Origin of the sequence: Pseudorhodobacter antarcticus, from assembly GCF_900110135.1 — a bacterium.
GTDB lineage: Bacteria > Pseudomonadota > Alphaproteobacteria > Rhodobacterales > Rhodobacteraceae > Pseudorhodobacter > Pseudorhodobacter antarcticus.
In genome coordinates, this window is sequence record NZ_FOCO01000007.1 from 132443 (window position 1) to 149858 (window position 17416).

Sequence of the window (17416 nt, forward strand, 5' to 3'; positions counted from 1 at the left end):
GATGTGCCAAAATTAAATCAAGATTGAACGACATCTGGAAACAATCGCCGCCCCCCTTTTGGAAAAAGGTTATTGTTTCATGGATCCTGTTCTCGCCCCGTTTATGCTGCTGTTTTTGGGCACACTTAGCCTTGATTTGGGTCTTTTTAACAACAATGACGACACGCCCGAAGATGCAGTGCCCGCAGCCGACCCGGCAGGCGCGTCAGACACAGCACCAATTACAGACGCAGCAACACCCCCAAGTGGTGTCGCCGATCCAGATGAATTTGACGCCACACTTTATACCGAGGTGGTGAATGGCACCGATGGCGCGAATGATCTGTCAGCCGAAGGTCGCAGCGCCTTGGCGTGGTTTTTGGTCGATGGGGACGACTCATTGGACGGCAGCCTTGGCAATGACTACGTCGAAGGCGGTGCTGGCGATGACAGCATGAACCTGCGCGATGGTCGTGATCTGGCCTACGGGGGCGCGGGCGATGACAGCATCGACGCGGGCATTGGGTTTGACACGGTGTTTGGCGGCGATGGCACCGACACGCTGATTGGCAATGGCGGCAACGATGTGTAGCACGGCGATGCGGGCAATGATAATCTGCGCGGCGGCACGGGGGCGGACATGCTGTTTGGCGGCGCGGGCGATGATACGTTTGTGGTCGATTACGCCCGCCCCGATATCACCGCCCCGTCACAGATCAATGATTACACCCCCGGCGATACGCTGGAGGTGCAATATGCCCCCCAGTTTGACGCCAGCGGGGGTGAGGTGTTGCCACTCATCACCCTGTCGCTGAACGCCGCAAACACGGGCAGCATTATCATGTTTAACGGGGCGACCATTGCCGATGTGATCGGGGGCCAAGCGCTGACGCCGGGACAAATCATTCTGGCCCCTTTGCCGCGCTAAGCGGTTTTGGCCGGTTACGCGGATTTGGCCTGCGCCTCTTCCTCGGACGATTGGCGCGCCCACATCGCACTGTATCGGCCGTTATTGGCCAACAATTCGTCATGCGTGCCTTGTTCCACTATCTGCCCCGCCTCCAGCACGATGATTTGGTCGGCGTCGGCGATGGTGGACAGGCGGTGCGCGATGGTGATCACGCTGCGCCCCTCGCCCATTGCCAAAAGGCTGTCTTGGATGTCACGTTCGGTCTGGGTGTCCAGCGCCGATGTCGCCTCATCCAACAGCAGGATCGGGGGGTTTTTCAGCAAGGTGCGCGCAATGCCCACGCGCTGCTTTTCGCCGCCCGACAGTTTCAGGCCCCGTTCGCCCACGGTTGTCGCGTAACCATCCGGCATCGACATGATAAAATCGTGGATTTTGGCAGCGCGGGCGGCGGCAATCACCTCCGCCTCAGTCGCATCGGGGCGGCCGTAGGCGATGTTATAGCGCACGGTGTCGTTGAACAGCACCGTGTCTTGCGGCACCACGCCGATTTGGGCGTGCAGGCTGTCTTGGGTGATGTCGCGCAAATCCTGCCCATCAATCCGCACAGCGCCGCCCAGCACATCATAAAACCGGAACAACAAACGCCCCACGGTGGATTTGCCCGACCCCGACGGGCCGACAAGCGCCACACGTTGGCCGGGTTTCACCGTAAACGAAATCCCTTTCAGGATGGGGCGCGGCGCGTCATAGGAAAACTGGACATTGTCAAAAACCACCTCACCGCCTGCCACTTTCAACGCGGGCGCACCGGGTTTGTCCTTCACCTCGGTCGGTTGGCCCAGCAGGCCAAACATTTCGCCCATATCGACCAAAGCTTGGCGAATTTCGCGGTAAACCGTGCCCAAAAAGTTCAACGGCATGGTGATTTGGATCATATAGGCATTGACCATAACGAAATCGCCCACGGTCAGTATATCCGCCTGCACGCCCATCGCCGCCATGACCATGACCACGATCAACCCCGTTGTGATGATCAGCGATTGCCCAAAGTTCAGGAAGGATAGGCTTTGCCCGGTTTTCACCGCTGCCACTTCGTACTGGCGCATGGCACCGTCATAGCGGTCTGCCTCGCGCAGTTCGGCCCCGAAGTATTTGACGGTTTCAAAGTTCAAAAGGCTGTCGATGGCCTTTTGGTTGGCATCGGTGTCTTGGTCGTTCATCTGGCGGCGGATGCGCACGCGCCATTCTGTGACCTTGAAGGTAAAGCTGACGTAAAGCGTGATCGTGATCACCACCGCCGCCATATATTGCCACCCAAACAGCACGGCAAAAATCACCGACACCATCGACAGTTCCAAGATCAACGGCCCGATGGAAAACAACATGAAGCGCAGCAGGAAATCGACGCCTTTGACACCGCGTTCAATAATCCGGCTTAACCCCCCGGTTTTGCGCGCGATGTGATAGCGCATCGACAGGCGGTGGATGTGGGTGAAGGTTTCAAGGGCCAGCTTGCGCAAGGCGCGCTGCCCGACCCGCACAAACACAGCATCGCGCAACTCGCCAAATGCAACCGAACTGAGGCGGGCAATACCATAAGCAATCGTCAGCCCCACCGCGCCAAACATCAACAAAGCGCTTTCGCTCGGCGCCTCGCCTGCCAACGCATCCACCGCCGCCTTGTAGAAAAACGGGGTGGAGACGGAGATGATTTTCGACATGATCAGCATGCTCAGCGCAATCACCACGCGGCGGCGCACCCAAGGCGCGTCCGTGGGCCAAAGATAGGGCAACACACGGCGGATGGTTTGCATCGCGGGCGCCTCGGTATTGCGGGCATCGGCGCTGGTCACAGTGGTGGTTGTCTTGCGCATAACGTCCCTCAATTGCCCATCATCACCTCCTAGCGCGGGCCACACGGAATGGCCAGAGGGGGGACAGATTTACGGGGTCGGCAGCGTGAAAACTTGGCCCGGATAGATCAGATCGGGGTCGCGGATACGGTCTTTGTTCGCCTCAAACACTTGGACATACAGCACGCCATCGCCGAATTGCTCGCGCGCTATGGCCCACAGCGTTAGGCCGGGCTGCACGGTGACGGTGATAGGGGCGGTTTGGGCTGGGGGCAGTTCGGCGGGTTGTTCGGCGGGTTGCTGGGGCAAGGGGCTGGGGGGGGCGATTGACGGTGCATCTGCGGCAGCATCTGCGGCTGTATATGCTGCTGCGGCGGGTGTCACCGCAGCAAGGGCCGCCAAGGTTTCACGCTGAAACGGGGTTTCAAACCGGGCAGTGACGCGGGCTTGCGCATCCAATTGGTCGGCGCGCAGGGTGTAAATGCCCGGATCAATGCCCAGCAGCACCCCGCCCCAACTGCCATCGGGGCCAACCGCAAAGCCGCCCAAAAGCCGCGTGTCCAGATAAATCTGCACCACGGCCCCCGCCATGCCGCGCCCGCCCAAACTGACAGCCCCCGCGGCGGTATAGGAAATCGCATCAATCACAACGGGCGCAACCGGCCCCAAATCTGCGGCCCCTGCCCCAATCCCAAAAGCCATGTCCGAAGGCGGTGAGGGTTGCAAAACGCGCGGGCCTTCTGGCCCCAAAAGCAGGGCTGCCATTTGCGCAGGCGCAGAGGAAACCACTGGCACAGTCGGCGCAGTCGCCCCGCTGGCTGTGGGGCCCGCCGCCAAGGCGGACAGATCGGGCACCACGACTGGCGCAATATCAGTGGCGGCCAGCACGACCTGTTCGACCGACGCAATATCTTGCCCATCCGCCAGCCGCATTTTCAGGGTCAACAGCCGGGGCTGGTCGCTGGGGGGCACCGAAAACAAAGCGGCAAACCCGCCCGCACCATCGGCGATCACCGCCGAAACCTCGGTACCGTCCAGCAAGACCGACACCCCCACATTGGGGGCCGCGCGTCCGGCGATCAGGGCCGATCCGTCCCGCTCCACCCGCACCACGTCAAAACGCGGGGGGGCCATTGTGGCTGGCACCGCTGTGGCAGGCGCCGCTGTTGCAGGCACGGGTTTTGGTGCGGCGGGGACAGCGCTTGCCACTGGGGCGGGCGCTGCAGCCTCCGGCACGATCAGTGTCGGCCGCAAAAACAGCGCCAGCGCCAAAGCTGCGGCCAGCCCCCCCACCACAAGCGCGGCAGCCCCGATGCCCATTTTGCCTGCCACCCCTTTGCCGACCATAAATACCCCCGACCATATGGCCCAGATATAGGCCTTTGTCAGCACCTCATCCCTATATCGCGGTCAAAGCAAGGGTTTTTGTAGGGTTTTCGCGATCAAACGCTGGCCCGTTGCCCGGTTACAGCGCGGCGGGGGGCACGGGCATGGTCATGCGCGCCGCCCGGCGGGTAGACCGCTCTCGCCACGCCGCCTCGGCGGAATACACCAAAAGGGCGGCCCAAATCAGGCCAAAGGCGATTTTATGCCAAAAGGTAAACGGCTCTGAAAAGACCAGAACCGCGCAAAAAAACTGCAACGTCGGGTTCAAGTATTGGATCAGCCCCACTGTGGTCATCGACACCCGCTGCGTGGCATAGGAAAACAAAATCAACGGTGTGGCCGTCATCAGCCCCGACAAAACCAGTAACACACTGGTTCGGGTATCATGGCCAAACGCCCCCGTACTTTGTGGCGCGTGGCCCGCATGGGTCAACGCGAGCCACATCAGCCCAAAGGGCAAAACCATCACCACCTCTGCCGCGACCGACACCACCGGGCCCGCAGTGCCAAAGCGTTTTGCCGCACCGTATCCCGCCAAAGTCACCGCCAAAACAATCGCAATCCACGGCGTCACCCCCAGCCCCAGCGCAAGCGTGATCACCGCCACAGTCGCCAAACCGATTGCAAAAAATTGTACCCGGCGCAGCCGTTCGCCAAAGGCCAAAACACCGACCGCCACCGCAACAAGCGGAAAGATGTAAAAGCCCAAACTCGCCTCGACCGTGTGACCGTTCTGGACGGAAAAGATGAAGAAAAACCAATTCAGCGACATCATCAACGCCGCAAACGCAGTCACCAAACCCGCCCTGCCCCAAACCAGCGGGCGCAGATGCGACAGGCGGCCTTGGACCGCCAAAAGCACGGTGAAAAACACGACAGACCACAGGGTGCGATGGCTCAACACCTCCAGCGCGGGGACGTGGGACAGCAGTTTATAATACAGCGGCGACAGGCCCCAAACCACGCAGGCCCCGATCATCGCCGCAGCGCCTTTTTGCCCCTCCGTCACCCGTGCCCCCTGTTCGCGCATAAAAAAGGCCCGCCAAAGGGTTCACCCCCAGCAGGCCTTTAGTCATTATATCATAGGATTAGCCCAGGCGGGCAGCCACGTTTTCCCAATTGACCAGCTTGTCCAGAAAGTTGGTCAAATAGGCCGGACGCTTGTTGCGGAAATCGATGTAATAAGAATGTTCCCAGACATCGCAACCCAGCAAAGCAGTTTGGCCAAAGCACAAGGGGTTTACGCCGTTTTCGGTCTTGGTGACCTTCAGGCTGCCGTCTTTGTCCTTGACCAGCCACGCCCAGCCAGACCCGAACTGGCCCGCGCCCGCTGCCGAAAAGTCATCTTTGAACTTTTGAACGCTGCCAAAGGCTTCGGTGATCGCTTTTTCCAGATTGCCCGGCATTGCCTTGCCGCCCGGCCCCATCATTTCCCAAAACTGGGCGTGGTTCCAATGCTGGCTGGCGTTGTTGAAAATGCCGTTTTGCGCGACCGACCCGGCCTGATAGGTGCCAACCACAATCTCTTCGACCGATTTGCCTTCCCATTCGGTGCCCGCAATCAGCTTGTTGCCATTGTCCACATAGGCCTTGTGGTGCAGGTCGTGGTGATATTCCAGCGTTTCGCGCGACATGCCATGGGCGGCCAGCGCATCATGGGCATAGGGCAGATCTGCAAGAGTAAAAGCCATTGGTTTTCCTTTCAAGAAAGTCGATGGTTTGTGAGTTCATTGGTTAAACCCGAATAAGAGGCTTCGGGTTCCAAAGGTCAAGGGCTGGGCGGCAGATTTGGGCTGTCGCGCCCTAAATCTCGGACCCCGGCTGCGCGGAATGGGTCAAAAGCCCCATCACATAGCCCGCAACCGACCGAAAGCTTACAAGGGTGAAGCCATCCCCATCCGCCCAAAACGCCGCCGCCACTTGGGCAGCACGGGTGCGGCGCAATTCGCCGGGGGCGAGGGCGGCCAAATCCACCGGGCAAAGTTTGGCAAGGATTTGATCGGCCTTGTCGCCTTCAACCCGAAAAGCCGCGCGGGCATCGGACACATCAACTGCCAAAAAATGCATCTTTGCCAATGCATTGCGCAAAGTTTCTAATGTGGATTGCACATCTGCATAGGGTACAATGACCAACAGTTCATCATGCGACATCCAGCCCACTGACAGCGCGCCCGCCTGCACGATGCGGCGCGGCGCGGGCACCGACAGGCCCATTTTTTTCAACACCGCCGCCAAAGGTTTTTCGCCCAAATCGCAGCGCAGGCTGATCATGCCCAAGGGGCCAATTTCGGTAATTTTGGCAAAGCCGTCAAAGCTTTGCCCGTTCAACGCGCTGATGGGATCATGCATTGCCCTTCTCCCCTGCTTTGTCGAAAAACACTTGGTCGACGATTTTGGCGGCAACGGTGCTGCCATCAATTTTGTGGAACGTCACGGTTTGGCCCATGCGTTGTGGCCCGTGTTTGATCAATCCCATCGCAATCCCACGCTTTAAGGTCGGGCTGTAATAGGTTGATGTTACACGACCTTCGGTGTTACGCTGGCCATTGTCATTGCGCCCATCAGCCACGGCATAGGCCCCATCCGGGATGACCGATCCATCCAAAGTTTCCAACCCAACCAATTGCCAACGGTCAGGGTTGGCCAAATAGGTCCGTTCCATGCCGCGCTTGCCCAGAAAATCTTCTTTCTTTTTGGACACGGCCCAAGACAGGCCCAAATCCAACGGCGTCACCGTGCCGTCAGTTTCATCGCCGATCATGATGAACCCTTTTTCGGCACGCAAAACATGCAGACATTCTGTGCCATAAGGCATCGCGCCAAATTCGGCCCCGGCTGTGTTCAGCATCGCCCAGAACGCAGCACCTTGGCTGGCCGGAATGGCAATTTCATAGGAAAGTTCACCCGAAAAGCTGATGCGGTACACGCGCACCGGGAAGCCGCCCAACGTGCCATCGGCCCATTGCATGAACGGCAGCGCGTCTTTCGACACGTCCATCCCGCCGATTTTTTCCAGCAATTTGCGTGCGTTGGGGCCAACAACCGCCACTTGGGCGTATTGTTCGGTAACATTGGCGGTGTAAACCTTCCAATCCCACCACTCGCATTGCAGCCAATCTTCCATCCAGCCGTGGATGCGGTCTGCGCCGCCCGATGTGGTGTGGCACAGCCATGTATCCGCATCAATCCGCGCGACCACGCCATCGTCGGACAAAAATCCCTGCTCGTTGCACATCAAGCCGTAACGGCATTTGCCGATGGGCAGCGTGGACATCACGCCTGTGTAAAGCAGATCCAAAAACCGCCCGGCATCCGGCCCTTTGACAATGATCTTGCCAAGGGTCGAGGCGTCCAGCAACCCAAGGTTTTCGCGGGTGTTGTTCACTTCGCGTTGCACCGCTTGCTCGTGGGTTTCACCATTGCGGGTGTAGCAATAGGCGCGGCGCCAATGGCCCACAGGTTCCCAATACGCGCCGTTTTTGTCGTGCCAATCATGCATTGGCGTGCGACGCAGCGGTTGGAAAATATCGCCGCGCGCCTCCCCCGCCAGCGCGCCGATGGTCACGGGCGTATAGGGCGGGCGGAAGGTGGTTGTACCAACTTGCGGAATTTCCGCGCCCAACGCTTGCGACAATACGCCAAGACCGTTGATATTGCTCAACTTGCCCTGATCGGTTGCCATACCCAACGTGGTATACCGTTTGGTGTGTTCAACAGATTCGTAGCCTTCTTGCGCCGCGAGTTGAACGTCTGATACCTTCACGTCATTCTGATAATCCAACCACATTTTGCTGCGTAACTGGATTGGCGCGCCTTGCGGCATCACCCAGATCGGCGGCACTTTGGGGCCATCGCCCGCAGTCCCCGCAATAATATCGGCCGCGCGGTAGATGCCATTGGCGGCCCCAACCACAGTGACCATCGCAGACCCGTCATGGTTCAAAGGGGGGCGCGCCGCATCTGGCACAAAGGCCGACAGATGGTCCGACCATGTCAGCTTGCCGCCGCAATGGGACCACAGATGCACCACAGGCGACCAACCGCCCGACATGGCGACCGCGTCACAAGCAATCTCCTCCATCACGGCCCCTTCGCCGGCTTGCAGACAGACCTGTACCCCGGTCACGCGCTTGCCCCCTTTGACGGAGGCAATGGCGCGCCCCGCCTCCACCCGGATGCCAAGCGCACGGGCGCGGGCGGGCAAATCGCCCGTTACATCGGGCCGTGCATCAAGGATCACGGGCACAGACAGGCCCGCCTGCACCAGCGCAATCGCCGTGCGATACGCATCATCATTATTGGTGACAACAACCGTGCGATCACCGGGGGAAACCGCGTAATTCACCACATAATCGCGCACCGATGCCGCCAGCATAACGCCCGGTATGTCATTGCCCGCAAAGGACAAAGGCCGTTCAATCGCCCCTGTTGCCGTAATGATATGCCCAGCCCGAATACGCCACAGCCGCTGCTTTGGTCGCCCATCGCCCGGCGTGTGATCGGCCACCCGTTCATTCGCCAAAACATAGCCGTGATCATAAACCCCGGCCCCCATGCAGCGGTTGCGCAAGGTGACGTTCTTCATGGTTTTCAGCGCATCAAGGGCGGATTTCACCCAATCTTCAGCACTTTCACCCTCAACCTCATCCCCGTCGACCACCGCGCGGCCACCCCAATGCGGGGTCTGTTCCAACAGAATCACGCGCTGCCCCGATTGGCCCGCTGTCAAAGCCGCTTGCAGCCCCGCAATACCGCCACCAATGATCAAAACATCGCAAAAGCCATAGATATGTTCATACCGATCGGCATCCATTTCCGTCGGCGCACGGCCAAGGCCCGCCGATTTGCGGATGATCGGTTCAAAGAAATGCAACCAAGCGGCGCGGGGATGGATGAAGGTTTTGTAATAAAACCCCGCAGGCAAAAACCGCGAAATGTAGTTGTTCACCACGCCCACATCATATTCCAAGCTGGGCCAATGGTTCTGGCTGGAGGAGATGAGGCCCGCAAACAGCTCCGTCGTCGTGGCGCGCTGGTTCGGTTCAAACCGGTCGCCTTGTCCCATATGCAGCAGCGCGTTCGGCTCCTCCGGTCCCGCGGCCACAATCCCGCGCGGGCGGTGGTATTTGAACGACCGGCCCACCAGCATTTGGTCATTTGCCAAAAGGGCCGATGCCAGCGTATCGCCGCTGTGCCCCGACAAACGCTTGCCGTTAAACATGAATTCCGCGCGGGTGGAACGGTCGATCAAGCGACCCCCAGATTGCAGACGGGTGCTCATTTGTAACCCTCCCATTCCGGGCGTTTCAGTTTGATTTTGGCGACCAGATCGGCGGGCGGTGCCGATGATTGGGCGGGATAGGTGCCAAACACCTCCAGCGTGTTGGTGTCGCGCGCGGCGAGGAACCATTTGCCGCAGCCATAGGCATGGCGCCAGCGTTCAAAATGCACGCCTTTGGGGTTTTTGCGGGCGAACATGTAGGATTCGAATTCCTCGGGTGATGAACCGGGGCCATAGCGTTTCAGGTGCGCTTCGTATCCTGGGGCGAGTTCCGTCTCATCGGCTTGCACGCCGCAATAGGGGCATTGAAGGGTTAGCATGATGTGGCCTCGTGTGTGTTCAACCGCCGGGGGCGCTGCCCCGCATGTCCATTGTTCTTGAACCAATGGCGAACGAACGAACGCGCCCTCGGGATATTTATGACCAGATGAAGAAGCATCAATGCGCCACCCCCGCCGCAACGCTCTCATCAATAAACCGACCTTCCTTAAATCGGTCGATGGAAAACGCCGCCGCCAGTGGCCCCGGCTCGCCTTTGGCCATCAATTCCGCCATGGCCCAGCCGGAACCGGGGATTGCCTTGAACCCGCCCGTGCCCCAGCCGCAGTTGATAAAGCAATTGCCAAGGGGGGTTTTGGAGATCAACGGCGAGCGGTCGCCTGTCATATCCACAATCCCGCCCCATTGGCGCAGCATTTTCAGCCGCGAAATCATCGGGAAGGTTTCGACCAATGCCCGCAGCGTCTCCTCAATATGGTGAAAGCTGCCGCGCTGGGTGTAGTTGTTGAACCCATCCGTGCCGCCACCGATCACCATTTCACCCTTGTCCGATTGCGACATATAGCCGTGCACGGTGTTGGCCATCACGACCACATCCATGCAAGGCTTGATCGGCTCTGACACCAACGCTTGCAACGCCACCGCCTCTACCGGCAGGCGAAACCCGGCCATATCCGCGACTTGTCCCGAATGGCCCGCCACCACGATGCCCAGCTTCTTGGTCCCGATATAGCCTTTGGTGGTGTCCACCCCCACAACGCGGCCGCCCTCAGATCGCACGCCCGTCACTTCGCACTGCTGGATGATGTCCATCCCCATGTCCGAACAGGCGCGGGCATAGCCCCAGGCCACCGCATCATGGCGCGCGGTGCCGCCGCGGGGCTGGTACAACCCGCCCAGAACCGGATAGCGTGGGCCATCAATATTGATGATCGGCACCAATTCCTTGACGCGGGCGGCGTTGATATATTGCGTTTCCACCCCTTGCAGCGCGTTGGCATGTGCCGTGCGCAGATAGCCGCGCACCTCATGATGGGTTTGGGCCAGCATGATCACGCCACGCGGGCTGAACATGATGTTGTAATTCAAATCCTGGCTCATCGTTTCATACAGCGAGCGGGCTTTTTCATAAATCGCAGCTGATGGGTCTTGCAGATAGTTGGATCGAATGATCGTAGTGTTGCGCCCGGTGTTACCGCCGCCCAGCCAGCCTTTTTCGATCACCGCGACATTGGTGATGCCGTAATTTTTGCCCAGATAATACGCGGTGGCCAGCCCATGCCCACCCGCCCCGATGATGATCGCATCATAAGACGCCTTGGGGGTGGGGGATCGCCACGCCCTGTCCCAACCCGAGTGATAGCGCAGCGCCTCGCGTGCGATTGCGAAAACTGAATACCGTCTCATGCGCTACACTCCCTGTGATCGGGTTTCTTGGGTTCGTTCTGGTATGGACAGCAGATATATCCGCAACCACCAGCGGCACAATGGGGATATTTGCGACATTCCCCCCAACCCCCTGCGGCCTCAGGTCACGACCCACGCACCGATTAAGCCTTTTGCCAGCCGCCCAGAGGCATTACATGACACCCAAGTGGATATAAGAGGCGGGCGGCACATGGCGAATATTATCTTTTGGGTGGCAGCAGGCGCGATTGCTTTGATCGTGGCGATGACCTTGATCCGGGCCTTGCGCAAAACCGGCGCGATTGATTTGCAAGCCGCACATTTTGACCGCCAAGTGTACCGCGACCAATTGGCCGAAATCGAACGCGATCTGGCGCGCGGTATCATCGCGGGGGATGAGGTGGTGCGCTTGAGGTCCGAGGTGGGGCGGCGGTTACTGACCGCTGACCGGATGGATGCCACAACCGACATGGCGCAGGGCGGGCCTGCCTCAGTCATTGTTATGGCGGGGCTTGCGCTGTTGGTGGCGGCGGGGTTTGGCGGCTACGCGTATCTGGGCCAACCCGGTTACACCGACCTTCCACTGGCCGCCCGCATTGTGCTGGCCGAAGAACGCCGCGCTGATCGCGCCTCCCAATCCGCCATGGAAGCGGCCTTGCCCCCCCGCCCCCCGTTGCAAACGCCCGACCCCGAATTTACCGCCTTGGTCAAACAGCTGCGCGCCGCCGTGACGGGCCGCCCCGACGATTTGCAAGGCCAACAGCTTTTGGCCCGCAATGAGGCGAATTTGGGCAATCTGACCGCCGCCTACACCGCCCAAGCCCGCGTGATCGCGTTGAAGGGCGCGGTGGTGACCGAAGGCGATTTGCTGACCCAAGCGACCTTGATGATCCAAGCCGCCGATGGCCAAGTGTCACCCGAGGCCGATGTTTTGCTGCAAAAAGTGCTGACGCGTGCGCCCAAAAACGATACCGCGCTGTTTTTCACAGGCATCTCGCAGATGCAGGTCGGCCGTTATGACCTTGCTTTTCGCTATTGGAAAGAGGTGATGGACACCGCGCCCAATGACAGCCCGTGGCGCACAGAGGTGCGGGGCCGGATTGAAAGTCTGGCCGAGTTGGCAGGCGTGCGCTACGCCTTGCCCGAAGCGTTCGTGGGCCCCGATGCCGCAGCCGTCGCCGCCGCCGAGGAGATGTCGCCCGAGGACCGCCAAGCCATGATCCGCACGATGGTCGAAGGGTTGAACGACCGCTTGGCAACCGAAGGGGGCACCGCCCAAGAATGGGCGCGCTTGATCGCCGCCCTGTCCAATCTTGGCGAAACCGAACGCGCCCGCGCCATCTGGGGCGAGGCGTTACGCAATTTCGCAGGCCGCACCGCCGAATTGGGATTCATCAACCAAGAAGCCGTCAACGCAGGCCTAACCCGGTGAGCCAGCATGAGGTGATGGAGGGACTAGCGCCCCTGCTGCCCCCGATGGGCGCGCTGGCGGGTCTTGATTTTGGCGAAAAAACCATCGGCGTGGCGATTTCAGATCGTTTGCGCGGCGTGGCAACCCCGGTGCTGACCATCCGCCGCGTCAAATTCACCGTGGATGCCGCCGCGCTGCTAAAACTGCTGGCAGACCGCGAGGTGGTGGGCATGGTCCTTGGTCTGCCTCGCAATATGGACGGGTCCGAAGGGCCGCGCGCTCAAGCCACCCGCGCCTTTGCCCGCAACTTGTCGCGCCTGTCGCCGCTGCCGCTGGCCTATTGGGATGAACGTCTGTCCACGGTCGCTGCGACCCGCGCGTTGATTGAGGCGGATACGTCTCGGAAACGTCGGTCCGAGGTGATTGACCACGTTGCCGCCAGCTATATCTTACAAGGTGCGCTGGACCGATTGGCGCATATCAAACGGGGGGCCAACGGTGGATGACATCTGGAAGCGAGACGAAGTCGAAAGCCCCTGCGTGAAACTTTGCGTTATTCACCCCGAGGCAAGGCTGTGCGTGGGCTGTTTCCGGTCCATCGACGAAATCGGCGCATGGTCGCGCATGTCGATTGAGACGCGGCGCGCGGTGATGGCCGAACTGCCCACACGCGCCAAAACCTTGACCAAACGGCGCGGCGGCCGCATGGGCCGCAAACCCTAATCAGCCAAAAATCACCTTGCGCAGCATGTTCAGCGCGACCAGCGTGATAAACAGCGCAAAAATGCGTTTCAACGGGGCCGGGTCCATGCGGTGCGCCAGCTTGACCCCCAAAGGGGCGGTCAGCAGCGTCATCGCGATCACAATGAAAAACGCTGGCAAGTTGACCGCGCCCAAAGTGTAGGGCGGCGCAGTGTCGATGGTCACAAACAAAAACCCGATCACCGATGGCACCGCAATGATCATGCCAAACCCCGCAGCCGTCGCCACCGCACGGTGAATGGCGATGTTATAAAGGCTCATCACCGGGACGCCGAACGACCCGCCGCCTATCCCCATAAGGACCGAGAAAAACCCAACACACGCGCCAATACCCGCCCGTTTTGGGCCCAAAGGCATCACTTGGCCCAACCGCCAATGCGACTTGCCAAACGCCATGTACAGCCCCGCACCCAGCGCCAAAACGCCAAAGATGATCTGCAACGTGGTGGACCGCAGCGACGATGCCACCAGCATCCCCACCACCGCGCCCGCCCCAATATAGGGCCACCAACTGCGCAAAATGTCCCACTCCACAGCGCCTTTTTTGTTATGCGCCATGACCGACCGCGCCGAGGTGACAATGATCGTGGCCAGCGATGTCGCAAGGCACACTTGCATCAACTGGTCGCTGTAAAACCCCAAATGGCTGAACACATAGAAAAACGCCGGCACCAAAACGATGCCACCCCCCACCCCCAGCAACCCCGCAATCACCCCCGCAAAGGCCCCAATCGCCATCAATATCGCGATCATGGGCAAGAGTGTGGCCATATCATATGTCATGCGGGCAGCCTTTCGGTTGGTCTGTTGGTGTGTGGTCTGCGAAAAGTAAGATATGGCTTGGCACAGCCCCCCCGCACGCGCAAGGCCCCCGCACGCGCAAGGCCCCCGCCCACGCGCAAGCCCCGCACGCTACAACCCGTCCGCGTCAGGGGCACGCACTTGCGCCAACGCCTCCTCCACCACCTCCAGCCCCGCCCCATCGCAGCTGGCCCCAGTGGACAATACCCGCCGCCACGCCCGCGCGCCGGGCCGCGCATGAAACAGCCCCAGCATGTGCCGCGTGATCTGGTGCAACCGCCCGCCCGCCGCCAGATGGTCCGCGATATAGGGGCGCATATTGGCCACCACATCAAACGCATCGCGCCCCACCTCGTCCCCCCACAGCGCGTCAGCGCCCATCAACACCGCAGCCGGATCATGATAGGCTGCGCGCCCAATCATCACCCCGTCCACGCCTTGATCCAGCAAATCGCGCGCGTGGTCCAGCGCTGCAACCCCCCCATTGATGCAAATGGTCAGTTGCGGAAATTGCCGCTTCATCCGCAGCACCAAATCGTAATCCAAAGGCGGAATTTCGCGGTTTTCCTTGGGCGACAGCCCCTTCAGCCACGCTTTGCGGGCATGGATGATGAAATGCGTCACCCCTGCCCCCGCCACCGTTTCAATAAATTCCGGCAACACGATCTCAGGGTCTTGGTCATCCACCCCAATCCGACATTTCACCGTCACAGGCGCGTCCGTTTCCGCCTGCATCGCCGCCACACATTGCGCGACCAAACCGGGCCGTTCCATCAACACCGCACCAAAACACCCCGATTGCACCCGGTCCGATGGACAGCCCACGTTCAGGTTCACCTCATCATACCCAAACGGCTGCGCCAGCTGCACCGCTTGCGCCAAGTCCGCTGGCTCCGACCCGCCAAGCTGCAAGGCGATGGGATGTTCGGCCTGCCCATATGCCAGCAACCTATCGCGCGGCCCGTGAATTACCGCCGCCGCCGTGACCATTTCCGTGTAAAGCATCGCCCGCCCCGTCATCAGGCGGTGAAAATGGCGACAATGCCGGTCCGTCCAATCCATCATCGGCGCAACACTCAGGCGATGTGCGCCGTAAACCCCTTTTTTTATCGATAAATCAGTCATATATAGAAGATCTCACTTGGTCACATTTGGTGCCATTTTGGCATATTTGCACGGGTACATCCCTACCGGTAGTCCTCAGGACTACTAAAATCTTGTCGAGGACTACTGAAATGTGCTCAATCCTCGAACGAAAACGCAAAGATGGCACGGTCAGCTATCGCGCACAGATCCTTATAAAGTCGAAGGGCCGGATCGTCCATCAATTGCGTCGAGCTTTGATCGACTGACCACAGCGAAGGCGTGGCGACCCGCCGCGGCAAAGAGCTTGAAGCTCCTGGCGGCCTCGACGCTGCACGACGGAAGACAGGCTCGGTTGGCAATGTCATCGATGACTATCTCAAATCCACTGGTGGCGACATCGGTCGCACCAAAGCCCAAGTGCTGCGTAAAATCCGCGAGGAGGTTGCCATCAGCGATATCCCATGTGATGAACTTCGGCCCCGTGACATCACCGACTTCGCCCGGACCCTGTCAAAGGGTAGATCCCCGTCGACCGCTCAGAACTATCTAAGCCATCTCAGCGCCGTTCTGTCGATCGCGCGAACAGCATGGGATTACGACATGAACCGCGATGTGGCACTGGACGGGATCACTGCTGCGCGCCACCTTAAGCTTGCAGGAAAATCTAAGTCCCGCACCCGGCGCCCGAGCCTTGACGAGATTGACCGCCTCTTGGCGCATTTCATTGAGACCCACACCCGAGACAAGCGCAGTCTGCCCATGCATATCGTAATGACCGATCCTTTGTTTTCATCACGTCGCCAAGAGGAAATCACGCGGCTCACTTGGGAAGATTTCCACGAGGCCGACATGACCCAGCTAGTGCGCGATATGAAGCATCGAGGGTAGAAGAAAGGCAACGATGTCAGATGCGAAACACCCCCGGAAGCCCTGCGCGCAATGCGGCTGCAACCTCACCGTAAGGGCAAAATATTTCCCTACAACTCAGACACTGTCAGCCGCAGGTTTACCTTCGCCTGCAAGTTCCTCGATATCGATGATCTGCACTTTCACGATCTTCGCCATGAGGCAGTGTCAAGGCTGTTCGAGATGGGGAAAACAATCCCGCAGGCCGCTGCTGTTTCGGGACATCGTAGCTGGCAATCCTTGCAGCGATACACCCATCTTCGGAAAACGGGCGACAAGTATGATGACTGGGCTGGATGGGAGTGTTTGGAGAAACACTAGATGGCTTTACCGCTACGTGGCGGCTAAATTAGTGTTGGTTGCGGGAGGGGGATTTGACCTGAACCGAACAAGCGCACATTTTCAGAGCTTGTCAACAAAAACGAGTTGACTTTTAAAGTCTACAACATTCAGGTTACGAGCCTATAATACAACAATTTCAGTTATTTAGGAAAATCAGCCTCTTAGCCACTAAGCCTTTGGTTTCACCAATTTTTCGACCCCGCATTCGCCGACATGTGCCCGCATTCGGCTGCAAACAAAGCGCGAAACGTGCATTCGCGGGTTGATGTGCCGTTGATGTGGACAAAATCACAGCTCTGCTGGATCATGATCGCAAACGGCCCAGTGCTGACATTGAGTCAGTTCCAACTGCTGCAATGCAGCACGCCTAAACCTGCCGATCAACCAAATCGGATGTATACGGTTGTCGGCTTCGAAACTACAGTCCATCCTGAAACCATGAATAGAGAGATCTACGCCAGAATTCGGGACATGTTCGATGTCCCGCAAATGCAAAATAACCTAAGAGGTCTTTGGGTTGAGGCGATGGTTTGCGAAATCTTGGGGAGCGGCTGGAAGCACACCGGCAGTGACTGGGCAGCTTGGGACCTCGAACGGGAAGATGGGCTGCGAGTCGAGGTCAAGCAATCTGCTAAGCAACAATCTTGGGGCACATCTACCGGTCCACCTCGTTTTGGTATTGCGGCGGGCTCTGTTGCACAAATCTCATGAGGGATTCATCTTGTGAATCCAGCATGGTAGCTGTGTGGTATGAGTAAACCGACACCCCTCGCCTACAAGACCAGGAACTGGTCCGCCTATAACGAAGCGCTCAAGCGTCGTGGCTCGCTGACGATTTGGTTCGATCCCACCATGACCTGGGAGGCTGCGCCGACCGGAAAACGTGGCCGACAGCCCGACTACAGTGACGCTGCGATCCAGACATGTCTGACGATGAAAGTACTGTTCGGCATGGCGCTGCGGCAGACGACGGGGTTTGTCGAGAGCCTCCTGCACCTGATCGACTTGGATTG

The 17416-nt window shown here is 59.2% G+C and carries 18 protein-coding genes and 1 pseudogene; 9 read left to right on the plus strand and 10 right to left on the minus strand.

Annotated elements, in window-relative coordinates; translation table 11 throughout:
- Positions 1 to 79 precede the first annotated feature (79 nt).
- Both BMY36_RS20735 and BMY36_RS20740 read left to right on the plus strand, forming a co-directional pair.
- Positions 80 to 571, plus strand: coding sequence for a calcium-binding protein (locus BMY36_RS20735; RefSeq protein ID WP_050519108.1), 492 nt, complete (start codon positions 80 to 82; stop codon positions 569 to 571).
- A 12-nt stretch (positions 572 to 583) separates the two neighbouring features.
- Positions 584 to 907: pseudogene (locus BMY36_RS20740) on the plus strand (hypothetical protein); the annotation flags it as partial.
- A 14-nt stretch (positions 908 to 921) separates the two neighbouring features.
- On the opposite strand, the gene BMY36_RS05370 reads toward BMY36_RS20740, so the two are convergent.
- The 8 genes from BMY36_RS05370 to BMY36_RS05405 all read right to left on the minus strand — a co-directional run bounded on the left by BMY36_RS05370 (position 922) and on the right by BMY36_RS05405 (position 11095).
- Positions 922 to 2703 carry an ABCB family ABC transporter ATP-binding protein/permease gene (locus tag BMY36_RS05370; protein ID WP_050519132.1) on the minus strand — a complete coding sequence of 594 codons (1782 nt, stop codon included), beginning with the start codon at positions 2701 to 2703 and terminating at the stop codon, positions 922 to 924.
- 129 nt (positions 2704 to 2832) lie between these two features.
- Positions 2833 to 4089: a LysM peptidoglycan-binding domain-containing protein gene (locus BMY36_RS20180; protein ID WP_074818475.1), complete on the minus strand. Its 1257-nt coding sequence runs from the start codon at positions 4087 to 4089 to the stop codon at positions 2833 to 2835.
- Positions 4090 to 4207: 118 nt separating this feature from the next.
- A complete protein-coding gene (rarD, locus tag BMY36_RS05380) occupies positions 4208 to 5158 on the minus strand; it encodes an EamA family transporter RarD (RefSeq protein ID WP_231579680.1) in 951 nt (316 codons plus the stop codon).
- Between the two features lie 58 nt (positions 5159 to 5216).
- Positions 5217 to 5819 carry a superoxide dismutase gene (locus tag BMY36_RS05385; protein ID WP_050519111.1) on the minus strand — a complete coding sequence of 201 codons (603 nt, stop codon included), beginning with the start codon at positions 5817 to 5819 and terminating at the stop codon, positions 5217 to 5219.
- A 112-nt stretch (positions 5820 to 5931) separates the two neighbouring features.
- The gene (locus tag BMY36_RS05390; RefSeq protein WP_050519112.1) at positions 5932 to 6477 is read right to left on the minus strand and encodes a sarcosine oxidase subunit gamma; all 546 of its coding nucleotides are present in this window, start codon (positions 6475 to 6477) and stop codon (positions 5932 to 5934) included.
- Positions 6470 to 9409 (minus strand): sarcosine oxidase subunit alpha family protein, encoded by a 2940-nt coding sequence (locus BMY36_RS05395; protein WP_050519113.1) that lies wholly within the window; start codon positions 9407 to 9409, stop codon positions 6470 to 6472. The genes BMY36_RS05390 and BMY36_RS05395 overlap by 8 nt, the downstream gene beginning before the upstream one ends.
- Positions 9406 to 9729, minus strand: a complete 324-nt coding sequence (locus BMY36_RS05400; protein WP_050519114.1) for a sarcosine oxidase subunit delta — start codon at positions 9727 to 9729, stop codon at positions 9406 to 9408. Before BMY36_RS05400 ends, BMY36_RS05395 begins: the two co-directional genes overlap by 4 nt.
- A gap of 118 nt (positions 9730 to 9847) precedes the next feature.
- Complete coding sequence (locus BMY36_RS05405) at positions 9848 to 11095, minus strand: sarcosine oxidase subunit beta family protein (RefSeq protein ID WP_050519115.1); 1248 nt, start codon at positions 11093 to 11095, stop codon at positions 9848 to 9850.
- 211 nt (positions 11096 to 11306) lie between these two features.
- Between BMY36_RS05405 and ccmI the strand changes: the two genes are divergently transcribed.
- Genes ccmI through BMY36_RS05420 form a run of 3 tightly spaced genes read left to right on the plus strand, consistent with a single transcriptional unit; the run spans position 11307 to position 13229 of the window.
- A complete protein-coding gene (ccmI, locus tag BMY36_RS05410) occupies positions 11307 to 12527 on the plus strand; it encodes a c-type cytochrome biogenesis protein CcmI (RefSeq protein ID WP_050519116.1) in 1221 nt (406 codons plus the stop codon).
- Positions 12528 to 12541: 14 nt separating this feature from the next.
- Positions 12542 to 13012, plus strand: coding sequence for a Holliday junction resolvase RuvX (ruvX, locus tag BMY36_RS05415; RefSeq protein WP_050519134.1), 471 nt, complete (start codon positions 12542 to 12544; stop codon positions 13010 to 13012).
- Complete coding sequence (locus BMY36_RS05420) at positions 13005 to 13229, plus strand: DUF1289 domain-containing protein (protein ID WP_050519117.1); 225 nt, start codon at positions 13005 to 13007, stop codon at positions 13227 to 13229. The genes ruvX and BMY36_RS05420 overlap by 8 nt, the downstream gene beginning before the upstream one ends.
- Here BMY36_RS05420 and BMY36_RS05425 read toward each other — a convergent pair whose 3' ends face one another.
- The gene (locus BMY36_RS05425; RefSeq protein ID WP_050519118.1) at positions 13230 to 14051 is read right to left on the minus strand and encodes a sulfite exporter TauE/SafE family protein; all 822 of its coding nucleotides are present in this window, start codon (positions 14049 to 14051) and stop codon (positions 13230 to 13232) included.
- Positions 14052 to 14180: 129 nt separating this feature from the next.
- A complete protein-coding gene (gene dusA / locus BMY36_RS05430) occupies positions 14181 to 15194 on the minus strand; it encodes a tRNA dihydrouridine(20/20a) synthase DusA (RefSeq protein ID WP_050519119.1) in 1014 nt (337 codons plus the stop codon).
- Positions 15195 to 15434: 240 nt separating this feature from the next.
- Here dusA and BMY36_RS20185 point away from each other — a divergent pair, with 240 nt between their 5' ends.
- The 4 genes from BMY36_RS20185 to BMY36_RS05445 all read left to right on the plus strand — a co-directional run.
- The gene (locus BMY36_RS20185; protein WP_197086039.1) at positions 15435 to 16043 is read left to right on the plus strand and encodes a hypothetical protein; all 609 of its coding nucleotides are present in this window, start codon (positions 15435 to 15437) and stop codon (positions 16041 to 16043) included.
- Between the two features lie 51 nt (positions 16044 to 16094).
- Entirely contained in the window at positions 16095 to 16382 is a 288-nt protein-coding gene (locus BMY36_RS20940) for a tyrosine-type recombinase/integrase (protein WP_197086040.1), read from the plus strand.
- A 270-nt stretch (positions 16383 to 16652) separates the two neighbouring features.
- Positions 16653 to 17114, plus strand: a complete 462-nt coding sequence (locus BMY36_RS05440; RefSeq protein WP_139193939.1) for a hypothetical protein — start codon at positions 16653 to 16655, stop codon at positions 17112 to 17114.
- Positions 17115 to 17153: 39 nt separating this feature from the next.
- The coding region (locus BMY36_RS05445) for a transposase (protein WP_175469252.1) at positions 17154 to 17416 on the plus strand (263 nt) is incomplete at its 3' end.

What these genes read in the sequence shown, in the direction of transcription:
- ccmI (WP_050519116.1), top strand. Translation starts at nt 11,307, where the DNA reads ATGGCGAATATTATCTTTTGGGTGGCAGCAGGCGCGATTGCTTTGATC.
- rarD (WP_231579680.1), bottom strand. Translation starts at nt 5,158, where the DNA reads ATGCGCGAACAGGGGGCACGGGTGACGGAGGGGCAAAAAGGCGCTGCG.
- BMY36_RS05385 (WP_050519111.1), bottom strand. Translation starts at nt 5,819, where the DNA reads ATGGCTTTTACTCTTGCAGATCTGCCCTATGCCCATGATGCGCTGGCC.
- BMY36_RS05395 (WP_050519113.1), bottom strand. Translation starts at nt 9,409, where the DNA reads ATGAGCACCCGTCTGCAATCTGGGGGTCGCTTGATCGACCGTTCCACC.
- BMY36_RS20735 (WP_050519108.1), top strand. Translation starts at nt 80, where the DNA reads ATGGATCCTGTTCTCGCCCCGTTTATGCTGCTGTTTTTGGGCACACTT.
- BMY36_RS20180 (WP_074818475.1), bottom strand. Translation starts at nt 4,089, where the DNA reads ATGGTCGGCAAAGGGGTGGCAGGCAAAATGGGCATCGGGGCTGCCGCG.
- dusA (WP_050519119.1), bottom strand. Translation starts at nt 15,194, where the DNA reads ATGACTGATTTATCGATAAAAAAAGGGGTTTACGGCGCACATCGCCTG.
- BMY36_RS05425 (WP_050519118.1), bottom strand. Translation starts at nt 14,051, where the DNA reads ATGACATATGATATGGCCACACTCTTGCCCATGATCGCGATATTGATG.
- ruvX (WP_050519134.1), top strand. Translation starts at nt 12,542, where the DNA reads ATGGAGGGACTAGCGCCCCTGCTGCCCCCGATGGGCGCGCTGGCGGGT.
- BMY36_RS05370 (WP_050519132.1), bottom strand. Translation starts at nt 2,703, where the DNA reads ATGCAAACCATCCGCCGTGTGTTGCCCTATCTTTGGCCCACGGACGCG.
- BMY36_RS05405 (WP_050519115.1), bottom strand. Translation starts at nt 11,095, where the DNA reads ATGAGACGGTATTCAGTTTTCGCAATCGCACGCGAGGCGCTGCGCTAT.
- BMY36_RS05400 (WP_050519114.1), bottom strand. Translation starts at nt 9,729, where the DNA reads ATGCTAACCCTTCAATGCCCCTATTGCGGCGTGCAAGCCGATGAGACG.
- BMY36_RS05390 (WP_050519112.1), bottom strand. Translation starts at nt 6,477, where the DNA reads ATGCATGATCCCATCAGCGCGTTGAACGGGCAAAGCTTTGACGGCTTT.
- BMY36_RS20940 (WP_197086040.1), top strand. Translation starts at nt 16,095, where the DNA reads ATGCGGCTGCAACCTCACCGTAAGGGCAAAATATTTCCCTACAACTCA.